Genomic DNA, 11,969 nt, shown 5'->3' on the forward strand with positions numbered 1-11,969 from the left:
CTCCTGAGGAGGAATGGCCGCGGCGGGCCGCGGCGGATGCCGCGCCGGTACGGGGGCGTACGGGCGACGGTGAGAAAGGATGAACAGAACACGGACTCGATCGAGTCGGCGCGGCCGAGTCGGCCGCCGACTTGGCGGAAGGGGGCGAGGGGCTGCCGCGCGATCGGAAACCGCACGCGGAATTCAGCCGTATATCGCCCGTCGGGGACGTCCGTGGCTGTGGCGTCTTCGACAGCCGGGCCCCGTGGGCTCGTCTCGGGCCACACGGTCGGCGTTGGCAGAAACCATGAGGGGAAGTCCCCGGCGCGTCAAGATGTGAACGCCGGATTTTCTTCGGCGGGACCTTTTTTCCGTGGTGGCCGGGTTTTCCGCCATCGCTGTCGGGGCGCGCAGGGCCGCACATCGTGCTCTTGACGCCCTGAAGCCCCCCAGTGCTATCGTTAGCACCAGTGGCTGTGACAGAGTGAATTCGACATGCCCCGACATCGCGCGACCCGTCCCAGGGGCCCCCGCGGCGTCCGAACCGACCACAAGTCGACGAGCGCCGGCAGCCCTCCCGAGCCCGACGACCCTCTCCCTCCCGCCCCTGGCGCGTGCGGGCCTTCGGCCATGCCGTCGGCCCCCCGCCGCCCGCCGCGGCCGCACGAAATCTGCGAGGACGACCTGCCATGACACCACCGAGCCGCCCCGGCACCGTGCTGCTCACCGACTACGCCTGGCCCGACGACTCCGTCGAGCGGTCGGTCATCGAGCGGGCGGGCCACACCCTGGTGACCGGCCCCGCCGAGCCCGCGTCCGCCACGGCGATCGAGGACCTGGTCGCCGAGCACCGGCCCGCCGGGATCCTCACCTGCTGGGCGCCCGTCACCGCCACCGCGATCGGCGCTTCGCCGGAGCTGCGCATCGTCGCCCGGCTGGGGGTGGGGCTCGACAACATCGCCGTGGACGCCGCCACGGAGCGGGGCGTGTGGGTCACCAACGTGCCGGACTACTGCGTCGAGGAGGTCTCCGACCACGCCGTCGGCATGGTGCTGGCGTGGACGCGCGGCCTGGCGGTTTTCGACCGGGAGGTCCGGGCGGGCCGCTGGGACCCCGCGAGCGCGCGGCTGCGCCGACTGTCGACGCTGACGTGCGGCATCGTCGGCTTGGGGCGGATCGGCCGTGCCACCGCGGCCAAGCTCGGCGCGTTCGGCTGCCGGATCCTGGCCCACGACCCGCATCCGCCGGCGGACGCTCCCGGAGTGGAGGCGGTGGGCCTGGAGGAACTGCTGCGCCGTAGTGACGCGGTGATCCTCCACGCGCCGCTCACCCCCGCCACGCACCACCTCGTCGGGGCGGGAGAACTGGCCCTGATGAAGCCCGGCGGCCTCCTCGTCAACGTCAGCCGGGGCGGCCTGGTCGACACCGACGCGGTCGTCAAGGCGCTGGACAGCGGGCATCTGGACGGCGCCGCCCTCGACGTCCTGGAGACCGAACCGCACGTCCCCGCCGCACTCCTGGACCAGCCGGGGGCCCTGCTCACCCCGCACGTCGCCTTCTCCTCCGACGCGTCGGTCACGGAACTGCGCCGCCGCGCCGCCGAGGAAGTCGTACGGGTCCTCGCGGACGAGGCGCCGGTCCACGCCCGCAACAACCCGCGCGGCCTGCCCGCCGGGCCGGAGGAGACGCGATGAGCTCCGCTTCCGCGCGGACGGCCCCGGGATCCGCACCCGACACCGCGCTCACCGCGTTCCTGACCGCCCACCGGCTCGCCGAGCCCGGTGAGGCCGCACGCTGGACGCCGCTGGCCGGCGGCGTCTCCTCCGACCTGTGGCGGGTGGACCTCCCGGGCCGCTCCCTCTGCGTCAAACGCGCCCTGGCCCGGCTGAAGGTCGCGGCCGACTGGCAGGCGCCGGTGTCGCGCAACGCCTACGAGTGGGCCTGGATGCGATTCGCCTCCCGGTACCGCCCGGACAGCGTGCCGGAACTGCTGGCCCACGACCCCGAGGCCGGCCTCTTCGCCATGGCGTACCTGCCCCCCGAGCGGTACCCGGTGTGGAAGGCGCAGCTCCTGTACGGCGAGGTGCACGTGGCGACCGCGGCGGCCGTCGGGGAACTGCTCGGCAGCCTGCACGCGGCCAGTGCGGGCGACGCCGACCTCGCCGCCCGGTTCGCCACCGACGACAACTTCCACGCGCTGCGCATCGAGCCCTACCTGCTGGCGACGGCCGCCGCGCACCCGGCCCTGGGCCCCGTCCTTAAGGACCTCGCCGACCGCACGGCCGGAACCCGGCTGGCCCTGGTGCACGGTGACGTCAGCCCCAAGAACATCCTGGTCGGCCCGGTCGCGCCGGTGCTGCTGGACGCCGAGTGCGCCTGGTACGGGGACCCGGCCTTCGACCTGGCCTTCTGCGCCAACCACCTGCTCCTCAAGAGCCTGGTCGTGGCGGGACGCCGCGCCGAACTCCTGCGCTCGGCCCGCGTGCTCGCCGAGGAGTACGTCCGGCACGTCGACTGGGAGCCGCGGCCCGACCTCGAAGCACGAGCCGCGTCGCTGCTGCCCGCCCTGCTGCTCGCGCGCGTCGACGGCAAGTCCCCGGTCGAGTACCTCACGGACGAACGGCAGCGGTCGTTCGTCCGCACGGTGGCGACGGCGCTGCTGCGGGCGCCCGCCCCGACGGTGGCGGACGTCGTCGACGCCTGGCAGACCGCCCTGACGGTCTCGGCCGAGTCCGCCGAGTCCGCCGAGTCAGTCCCGTCCCGACCGCCGGACGGGGCCAGTGGTCCCGAGCGAGGAGAGACGCATGCGTAGAGGGGACGAACGCATGCCTGGAGAGGACAGACGTATGGGTGGAGAGTACGGACCCATGCGCAGAGTCGTCACCGGCCATGACGGGAACGGCCGGTCGGTCGTCGTCAGCGACGGCCCGATCCCGCGCAGCCGGGAGTTCACCAGCCTGCCCGGCTGGGTCTCCCGCCTGCCGTGGGCCACCGACCCCGGCGACCCTCCCAACCGGGCCGGGGAGGATCCCACGCCGAAGGTCACCAGCCTGCTCCCGGCGCCGGGCGGCACGCGCTTCATCGTCCTGACCTTCCCGCCGGACAGCGCGCTGGCCGACCCGGCGTTCGACCCCGTCGCCTTCGACCAGGAGCAGCGCGCCGACTCGCCCGGCCTCGCCGAGCTCATCGAACCCGACGGCATGCACGCCACACCGACCGTGGACTACGGCATCGTGCTCCGGGGCGAGATCCTCCTCGAACTCGACGACGGCCACCGCACCCGGCTCTCGGCCGGGGACATCGTGATCCAGAACGGCACCCGGCACGCCTGGCGCAACGACAGCGGCCGTCCGGTGACCATGGCCTTCGTCCTCATCGGCACGGAGCCCGAGGGATCCACGGAGCCCGAGACTCACGGCGCCTGAGGGCTGCCGGGGCGACCATCGCTGACCGGTCGGCCCGGGGCGCGCGGTCAGCGGTGGGGAGAGCGGCGGACCGTCAGGACGGCGACGTCGTCGTGCCCGCCGTCGTCGTCGCCGAAGGCGCGGGCGTCCTCGTACAGGGCCCGGGGCAGTTCGGCGGGGGAGAGGCCGAGGTGCCCGGTCAGTCGTTCCTCGACCGGGTAGAACGTGCCGTCTGCGGACCGGGTCTCGTCGAGCCCGTCGGTGGTCAGCAGCAGCGTCGAACCCTCCGGGAACGCGCACCAGTTGACCGTCGTGGGCGCGTCCGCCAACTCGGCGAGACCGAGCGGGACGCCGGAGTCCAGCGGCGGTGTGGAGACCACGCCGTCCCGCACCAGCCGGGGCGGGACGTGCCCGCAGTTGACGAGCTGCGCCTCCGGGCCGGCATCGACACCGACGACGAGCGCGGTCACGAAGCGCTCGTCGTCACCGGCCTGTTCCGCGTGCGAGTTGTGGCGCACCACGGCGGCGTCGAGGGCGTCGACGAGCGCGGTGAGCGTGGGCTCGCGGTACGCCGCCTCACGGAAGGCCCCGATGACGGCGAACGCGGCGCCGACCGCCGCCAGGCCCTTGCCCTGCACGTCCCCGATCAGCACACGGCTGCCCCAGGGCGAGTCGACCACGTCGTAGATGTCACCGCCGACGAGACGGTCCTCCTGCAGGGGCTCGTAGACGCCGTTGACGAGGACCTCGTCGGTCAGGACGGGGAGGGGGTGCAGGATGTGCCGCTGCATGGCCGCGGCGGTGGAGCGCAGGCGGAGCATCTCGTGCTCGCGTCCGAGGCGCCGGCGGCAGGCGTAGACGGAGGTCGCGCCCAGGGCGAGGGTGAGCAGCACCAGCAGGGCCCGGTCGAGCCACCGGCCCACGTCGGTGTCCCGCACCAGCACGGTGAAGGTGACGACGAGCGTGGTCCACACGGCGACGAAGGTCGTCTGCCGGACCGTGCACAGCGCCGACGCCGTTCCCGGCAGGAAGACCAGCAGCCCGAGGAGCCACACCTCGGATCCGGAGACCAGGCCGAGGAACTCCACCAGCACCGTCACCGACACCACGCCGACGAGCATCTGGACGGTGTCCGGGGGCTCGATGGCGTCCAGGGCGTCGACGGATCGGGTGCGGCGGATACGGGCCATGGGGACTCCCGGACAAGTGGTGATCTCTCTGTAGTTGTACAGGTCGCGGGGTGTCCCGGCCGTCAGGGTCATCAGTCCGGCGGACAGGCGGCGGAGCGACGACTGTTCCGAGCGCGCCCCGCCCACGTCACCCGGCTGCCTCCTCACCCTCGGGAGTGCCCGCAGACCAGGTCATCGGAGCACGCTCAGTCGGTGATCCGCAGCAGCAGCTTGCCCGTCGACGTGCGCCCGCCCATCAGGCGATGGGCCTCGGCCGCCTCCGACAGCGCGAACTCGGCCGTGACCGGAAGGCGCACCGTGCCGTCGGTGACCGTGCGGAACGACCGCTCGGCCAGCGCGCGCAGCGCCTGGGGCGCGGACTGCGCGAGGGCCAGGATGGAGAAGCCCGCGACGGAACGGCCCCGCGGATACAGCTCGGGCTGCCCGACGCGCCACGGCTCCGCGCCGCTCGCGTTGCCGAAGGACACCAGCCGTCCGAACACGGCCAGGACGTCGAGGCCCTGGCGCAGGGTGTCGCCGCCGATCGGGTCGAGGACCAGGTCGACACCCCTGCCGCCGGTCGCACGGCGGACGTCGTCGGCGAAGGTGCCGGTGGTGAACACCTCGTCGTAGCCGTGTTCCAGGGCGTGCCCGGCCTTCGCCGCGGAGGAGACCACGCCGTAGACCGCGCCGGCTCCCGCCGCCCGGGCCAGCTGCCCGGCCACCGTGCCGATGCCCCCGGCGGCGCCGTGCACCAGCACGCTCTCCCCGGCGCTCAGCCGGCCCACCTCGTGCAGCAGGGCGTGCGCGGTCGGCACCACGGTGGGGAGCGTGGCCGCCGTCCGCAGGTCCAGGGCCTCGGGGAGCGGGAAGACGGTCGCGGTGTCGGCGACGACCACCTCCGCGTAGGCGCCGCTGTCGACGAGGGCGGCGACCTCCTGCCCGGGGCGCAGTCCCTCGACGCCGGCGCCCACGGCCCGGACCCGGCCGGAGACCTCCAGACCCGGGCGGTAGGGCAGCGACTGCACGCGGTAGCCCTCGGCGCGGGCCTTGAGGTCCGCGAAATTCACGCCCGCGTAGGCGACGTCGACGGCCACCTGGCCCGGGCCGGGCTCGGGAACCTCGGTCTCGACGACCTTCAGCACCTCGGGACCGCCGTACTCCTCGAACTCCACCGCACGCATCATCGGAACGCACCCCTCGACTGAGTGTTCAATGGAAAGCGAACACCCGGACTGTAAGATGTTCATCGAACACTCGGCAAGTGGCCCGGGTGCTCGACGGGGGCCGGCGAGGTCGCAGGGCAGGGAGAGGGGCATGGCGAACCAGACCGCGGGCGGCAGTCACCGCGCCGCACCGGTGCACACGGATCCCGAGGACGTCTCCGTCCTGACCGCGCTGTCCGCGCTCGCCGACCCGGTGCGCCTCCAGTTGGTCCGCGAACTGGCGGGTTCCCCCGTGTGGACGCGCAGCTGCGGCAGTTTCGACGTGCCGGTCGGCAAGGCCGCGCTCAGTCATCACTTCTCCGTCCTGCGGGGCGCCGGCCTGGTCGAGCAGCGGGACGAGGGGCCGAAGCGGGTCAACCGACTGCGTCGCGAGGAGTTCGACGCGCGGTTCCCGGGGCTGCTCGACCTGGTGCTGCGCGCCGAGAACCGGCTGTAAACCGCAGGGCCGCCCGCGCCGCTGCCCGCCCGGCCTTTCCGTCCCGCCTCACCGGAAAGAATCATGGCCCGTTATGGACGGGGCGTTCATATTCTGCTTATATGAACCCACCGTCCATTTCTCGTGGAGGAGACAGACCATGACCAGCACGCCCCGCGCCACCACCCCCCGCGTCGCGCTCGTCACCGGCGGCTCCGGCGGCATCGGCAAGGCCGTCGTCGAGCGGCTCGCCGCGGACGGCTTCGCCCTCGCCGTGCACTACGCCGGCAACAAGGCCAAGGCCGAGGCCCTCGTCGAGGAGATCACCGCATCCGGCGGGCAGGGCGTCGCCGTCGGTGGCGACGTGGCCGACGAGCAGGAGATGGAGGCCGCCTTCGACGCCGTCGAGACGGCGTTCGGCGGGATCGACGTGGTGATCAACACCGCCGGGATCATGGTGCTCGCGCCGATCGCAGAGCTGAACCTGGACGACCTGGACCGGATGCACCGCACCAACATCCGCGGCACCTTCGTCGTCGCCCAGCAGGCCGCCCGCCGGGTGCGCCGCGGCGGCGCGATCATCAACGTGTCCACGTCGGTCACCCGCACCCAACTGCCCGGCTACGGGGCGTACGTCGCCAGCAAGGCGGCCGTGCAGAGCATCTCGCTGATCCTCGCCCGCGAACTGCGCGGCAAGGACATCACCGTCAACACCGTCGCCCCCGGCCCCGTCGCCACCCCGCTCTTCCTGGAGGGCAAGGACGAGGCCACCGTCGCCCGCTTCGCCCAGGCCACCCCGCTGGAGCGGCTGGGCGAACCGCGCGACGTCGCCGAGTCCGTCGCCTTCCTCGCCGGCCCCGCCCGCTGGGTCAACGGCCAGGTCCTCTACACCAACGGCGGGCTCGCCTGACCCCGGGCCAGGGAGCCGGCCCGACCTGGAACGAGCGAAGGAGAGACACCGTGACGCAGCAGGACGCGGGCGCCGAGGAGCGCCCGGCCCGCCGGCGCGGGCGCCGCCCGGCCGACGAGGTCCGCGCGGACGTCTTCCGCGTGGTCGGCGAGGTGCTCCTGACCGAGGGCATCGCCGACCTGACCTTCGAACGGGTGGCCCGTCTGTCCGGCGTCAGCAAGACGACGCTGTACAAGTGGTGGCCCTCCAAGGGCGCCCTCGCCCTGGACGGCTACTTCCACGCCGTCGAGGAAACCCTCGCCTTCGAGGACACCGGCGACATCCGCGCCGACCTCACGCGTCAACTGCGGTCGTTCGCGCACCTGATGACCCGGACGCCGGCCGGGCGGGTGCTGACCGAGCTGATCGGCCAGTCCCAGACCGACGAGGACCTCGCCACGGCCTTCCGCTCCCTGTACTCCTCCGGACGCCGACGGCTGGCCGGGGAGCGGTTGCTGCGCGCCCGGGAGCAGGGGCAGATCCGCGACGACGTCGACGTCCAGGTCCTCGTCGACCAGCTCTGGGGCGCCGTCTACCACCGGCTGCTCATCCCGGACGAGCCCGTGACCGACGACTTCGTCGCCGCCCTGGTCACCAACCTGTTCGACGGCATCACCCCACCGTGACCAAGCGCCCGCGCCGTGCGCCGCGGTGCCGCACGGCGACGACCTCCGCCGTGCGGCACCGCGGCCTCCGTCAGGGCACGGCCCGGTGATCCGCGGGTTACCTCCGGGTGAGCGGTGTGACGGCGACCCGGTCGATGACCGGTGCGTACGGGGAGCGCTGGTCGTACTGGTTGAACGTGTCGCCGTCGAAGTCGGGCAGTTCCTCCGCGGTGAAGGTGAGCCGGTTGGTGCCCTTCTTCAGGGTGACCGGGACGGTCAGGTCCCAGAAGTTGTTGAAGTGGAAGGTCGTCGGGAACAGGATGCGCCGGGCCGGTCCGCCGTTGACCGAGAGGTCGGTGTGGCGGGCGATCGGGTCGGGGTTGTAGTGCGTGGCCGGCGCCTGTTCGGCGTTGGAGTAACGGATCGTCAGGGCGTGGCGTCCGGAGCGCTCGGCGACGACGTCGAGGGTGAGGGCGTTGGCCTTCCCGTCGCCGATGCCGGTGACGGCCTTGCCGCCGGAGGCGAAGCCGTAGGCCTCGGTCACCTTGGCGGCGCCGCTGGGAGTGCCGGACTCCGCCTGGTACACCGTCGGCACCAGTACGCCGCTGGACGATGTGACGCGCAGGCGGTCGAGCAGCAGCGCGCCCGACGCACCGGTGACGGTGATCTTGTTGATGCCGCCGGACAGGAACAGCCGGAATCCGTCCGTGCCCTTCCTGGCACCACCGGCCTTGGGCAGGTCGAGCGGCTCCCCGTTGAGGGAGAGGGCCGCCCGGCCGCCGCCCAAGTGGTCGACGGACACGGTCGATTCACCGTCGGTGGGGGAGTGGACCCAGAAGGTCGCGGAGGCGCCCTTGGGCAGCGGTACCGTGCCGGGACCCGAGGCGCCGGGGTGGGTGTAGTCGGGCCGGGCTCCGGAGAGGGTGGCGTACTCGGCCTCGTAGATCGCGGGTGCGGTCACGCGCTCGTCGCGCAGGGCCAGGTCGATCTTGTCGATGATGGCGTCGCCCTTGGTGACACCGAGGTCGGGGTCCTGCGCGGCGAGCGTGATGCGGTGCTTGCCCGCGGTCAGCTTCACCGTGGTGTCCGTGTGGCCCCAGACCACCCACTTGTAGCCGAGCGGCAGGCGCAGCTCCTGCGGGTCCCTGCCGTCGACGCGGAGGAAGACGTTGGTGGGGCCCTGCTCCTTCACCAGGTCGTACAGGTTGTAGGAGTTGGCGAAGACGCTGAGATCGTAGGTGCCGTCCTGAGGGACCTCGACGTCGAAGGCGAGCACTCCGTCGGAGCCGGTGCGCAGGCCGCCGACGTTGTACATGCCGGAGGTGGCGAACTTGCCCACCTGAGAGGGCGATCCCTCGGGCCCGTTCTTCGAGTAGCCGCGGCCGGTGTACGTGGCGTTCTCCGCCTCGTAGGTCCTGCGCCAGCCGACGGACGGTTCGGCCGGTGTTCCGCCGTTGCCGCCGGGGGAGAGGATGACCTGGTACGCGGACATCTCGTTCATGCCGGTCATGGGGAGCGTGACCGAGCCGTCGGCGCCGACCGTCAGCTCCTGGTCGGACAGGCGCAGCGGCTGTGCGGAGTCGCCGACCTGCCCGGTCCAGGGGATCTCCTGGACGATCGCGCGCACGGTCTTCCCGAACAGCTTCGGGTCGACGTTCTCGAAGACGATGTCCGCGTCGCCGCTCTTGCCGCCGAAGAGCGCCCGCGACTGCCTCTTGTCCTCGTCGAGCGTGGCCACGCCCTGGAGGGTGTACTGCTGGTTGGGGTGCGGTGCGGTCACCTCGACGGTGTGGCCGGTCATCCGGCCGTAGGCGTTGAACAGCCACCACTGTCCGTTGCCCTTGTTGGCCTCCACGGCCGAGTCGTTGAGGTTGCCGTCGATGTTCCAGTACGCCAGGTCCGCGTCGATCTTGGACTCCTCGATGGCGGAGACCCACTGGACGACCTGGCCGGGCACGGACAGGTGGTAGTTGTGGCCGTACTCGTTGACGTTGATCGGCAGCGGGCCGACGCCGACGTCCTTCTCCATCTGCCGGTACCTGGCCACGTTCGTGCGGACGGCGGCGGGGCTGGACAGCTCGTGCCAGGTCATCACGTCCGGCACCACGTCGTTGGCCTTGGCGTACTCGAGGAAGCCCTTGACCTGGTCGTAGAGCACGCTGGTGTTGGGGCCGGCGATGCGGGCGTCCGGGTCGAGTTCCTTGATGAGCCGGTAGACCTCCTTCCAGGCCGCGAAGTAGTCCTTCGGGTCGTTCAGCCAGGAGATCTTGTTGTAGCTCCACGCGCCGGTGCCGAACATGTTCCCTTCGGGCTCGTTGAAGGGCACGTAGACGACGTGGTCCTTGTACTCGCCCATGGTCAGGACCTGCCGGACCTGCTTCCTGATCTTCTCCTTGAAGTCGGCGAGCCGGGCCGGACCGTCCGCGCCCGGCCACTGGTACGGGAAGCCGCGGTAGATGTCGGTCATGTAGATGTAGACGTCCTTGCCACCGGAGTCCACGAACGGCGGCAGAATCTCCAGCGCGTCCGCTCCCGGGTGCTGGGGCCCGTCCTGCGCCTTCGTCGAGACCGTGCGGACGTGCATGCCCTCCAGGAGGTTGCGGGTGGGCACCCCGTCGCCGTAGACGCCGTACAGCGAACCCGACGCGCCTCCGTGGAAGGGGCCGGTGTCGGTGCCGAGATCCACGACGAGCCGCTCCGGCTCCGCCGCGCCGGCCGTGCCGGTGGTGCCGGCGAGTGCGGTGGCGAGGACCGCCACGGCCACCGCCGCGGCACCTGCTCCGGTGGTTCTTCTTCTGCGTGGCACTGAGGTCTCCGAGTCGTCCGTGAGAGGTGGGATGGAACGTGGAGGGGGTGGGAGGTGAGACATGAGGAGTCGAACCGGTTCGACGGCTCGACGGAAGCTAGCACCGGCGATACGGGCCAGCAATACTCCGTACGCGAAGTCTGTGCCGGGGGTGCCGTGTTCTCGCAGGTGCGCCGGGAAGCGTGCGCAGGCCATTGACAGTCGCGCGGACAGCTCCTACCTTCCCATCACGCGAACCGGTTCGATGACGCCGGATCAGTCCTGTGAAGGAGTCCCCGTGAACATCGGTGAGATCGCCCGGCGGGCCGGTGTCTCGCGGAGCACCGTGTCGTACGCGCTGAGCGGCAAGCGTCCGGTGTCGGACGAGACCCGGGAGAAGATCCAGCGGGTCATCGACGACCTCGGCTACCGGCCCAACGCGAGCGCACGCGCGCTGGCCAACGGCCGGACCAGCACCATCGGCCTGGTCTTCCCGCCGGCCGGTGACCACTACACCGGAATGCAGCTCGACTTCATCGGCAGCGTGGTGGAGGCCGCGGCCACCTACGACTACGACGTGCTGCTCTCGCCGAGCGGCGTGGACAGCGACCGCTCGTTCCAGCGGCTGCTGGGCGAGCGGCGCGTCGACGGCGCCATCCTCATGGAGATCAGGCTCCAGGACGACCGCGTCGACCACCTCCTGGCCGAGGACTTCCCCGCCGTCTGCATCGGCCGCACGGCGCGGCCGGAGGGCGACTGGTGGGTCGGCCTCGACCACACCGCACTGGCGGCGGCCTGCGTCCACCACCTCGCCGACCTGGGCCACCGCCGGATCGCGTTCGTCAACCGGCCCGAGCGGCTCCTGCGCGCCGGGTACGAGTCCGCCCACCGGGGACTGGACGGCTTCACCAAGGCCGCCGCGGAACGCGGGCTCACCGTCCGCACGTACACCTGTGGGGACGACGCACCCTCCGGCCAGGCCTGCCTGGAGCGGATCCTGCACGACGACCCCGCCACCACGGCCCTCGTCACGCTGAACGAGGCCGCGCTCGGAGGCCTCTACCGGGGCCTCGCCCACGCGGGCCGCCATGTGCCGCGCGACTTCTCCGTCACCGGTGTCGTGGCCTCGCGCTGGGCCGAGACGGTGACCCCACAGCTCACGGCGGCCGACGTACCCGCGGCGCAGATGGGACGGCTGGCCGTGGACCTGCTCGTCGAGCGGCTCGACCACCCCGATGGGCCGCCACGCCACCACCTGCTCACCCCGCCGATCTCCCTCCGCGCCAGCACCGGGCCCGCCGGCGCGGTCGCGCCCCCGAGCCCCGCTCCCGAGCCGACCGCCTGACCGACCGTCCGACCGGCCGCCTCCCGGAGGGCGCCCCCGCCCCGGACCTGGTTCCCGGGTCGGTCTGCTTGGCATGCCCACGTCCACCACGA

General features: G+C 72.1%; 10 protein-coding genes. 7 read left to right on the forward strand and 3 right to left on the reverse strand.

Going from position 1 to position 11,969, the window contains the following annotated elements; translation table 11 throughout:
• The first annotated feature begins 668 nt into the window (after positions 1-668).
• From ACSUPV_RS38520 to ACSUPV_RS38530, 3 genes are read left to right on the forward strand one after another with little or no spacing between them, the layout of a single operon-like run.
• Entirely contained in the window at positions 669-1,673 is a 1,005-nt protein-coding gene (locus ACSUPV_RS38520; RefSeq protein ID WP_436949603.1) for a C-terminal binding protein, read from the forward strand.
• Entirely contained in the window at positions 1,670-2,791 is a 1,122-nt protein-coding gene (locus tag ACSUPV_RS38525; RefSeq protein WP_436949604.1) for a phosphotransferase family protein, read from the forward strand. The genes ACSUPV_RS38520 and ACSUPV_RS38525 overlap by 4 nt, the downstream gene beginning before the upstream one ends.
• A gap of 55 nt (positions 2,792-2,846) precedes the next feature.
• On the forward strand, positions 2,847-3,404 hold the full coding sequence (locus ACSUPV_RS38530; protein ID WP_078650627.1) for a cupin domain-containing protein: 558 nt from the start codon (positions 2,847-2,849) through the stop codon (positions 3,402-3,404).
• A 47-nt stretch (positions 3,405-3,451) separates the two neighbouring features.
• Here ACSUPV_RS38530 and ACSUPV_RS38535 read toward each other — a convergent pair whose 3' ends face one another.
• Both ACSUPV_RS38535 and ACSUPV_RS38540 read right to left on the reverse strand, forming a co-directional pair.
• Positions 3,452-4,573, reverse strand: a complete 1,122-nt coding sequence (locus ACSUPV_RS38535; protein ID WP_436949605.1) for a PP2C family protein-serine/threonine phosphatase — start codon at positions 4,571-4,573, stop codon at positions 3,452-3,454.
• Positions 4,574-4,758: 185 nt separating this feature from the next.
• Positions 4,759-5,736, reverse strand: a complete 978-nt coding sequence (locus tag ACSUPV_RS38540) for a quinone oxidoreductase family protein (RefSeq protein WP_436949985.1) — start codon at positions 5,734-5,736, stop codon at positions 4,759-4,761.
• Between the two features lie 133 nt (positions 5,737-5,869).
• On the opposite strand from ACSUPV_RS38540, the gene ACSUPV_RS38545 reads away from it, so the two are divergent.
• The 3 genes from ACSUPV_RS38545 to ACSUPV_RS38555 all read left to right on the forward strand — a co-directional run bounded on the left by ACSUPV_RS38545 (position 5,870) and on the right by ACSUPV_RS38555 (position 7,768).
• Positions 5,870-6,214: an ArsR/SmtB family transcription factor gene (locus tag ACSUPV_RS38545; protein WP_037758077.1), complete on the forward strand. Its 345-nt coding sequence runs from the start codon at positions 5,870-5,872 to the stop codon at positions 6,212-6,214.
• A gap of 139 nt (positions 6,215-6,353) precedes the next feature.
• Entirely contained in the window at positions 6,354-7,103 is a 750-nt protein-coding gene (locus tag ACSUPV_RS38550; protein ID WP_436949606.1) for an SDR family oxidoreductase, read from the forward strand.
• Positions 7,104-7,153: 50 nt separating this feature from the next.
• A complete protein-coding gene (locus ACSUPV_RS38555; protein WP_359784960.1) occupies positions 7,154-7,768 on the forward strand; it encodes a TetR/AcrR family transcriptional regulator in 615 nt (204 codons plus the stop codon).
• A gap of 97 nt (positions 7,769-7,865) precedes the next feature.
• On the opposite strand, the gene ACSUPV_RS38560 is transcribed toward ACSUPV_RS38555, so the two are convergent.
• Entirely contained in the window at positions 7,866-10,505 is a 2,640-nt protein-coding gene (locus ACSUPV_RS38560; RefSeq protein WP_436949986.1) for a cellulosome protein, read from the reverse strand.
• A gap of 325 nt (positions 10,506-10,830) precedes the next feature.
• Between ACSUPV_RS38560 and ACSUPV_RS38565 the strand changes: the two genes are divergently transcribed.
• Positions 10,831-11,877, forward strand: coding sequence for a LacI family DNA-binding transcriptional regulator (locus ACSUPV_RS38565; protein WP_359784958.1), 1,047 nt, complete (start codon positions 10,831-10,833; stop codon positions 11,875-11,877).
• Positions 11,878-11,969 lie beyond the last annotated feature (92 nt).

The sequence above is a fragment of the Streptomyces sp. SudanB52_2052 genome (assembly GCF_964272415.1).
GTDB lineage: Bacteria > Actinomycetota > Actinomycetes > Streptomycetales > Streptomycetaceae > Streptomyces > Streptomyces olindensis.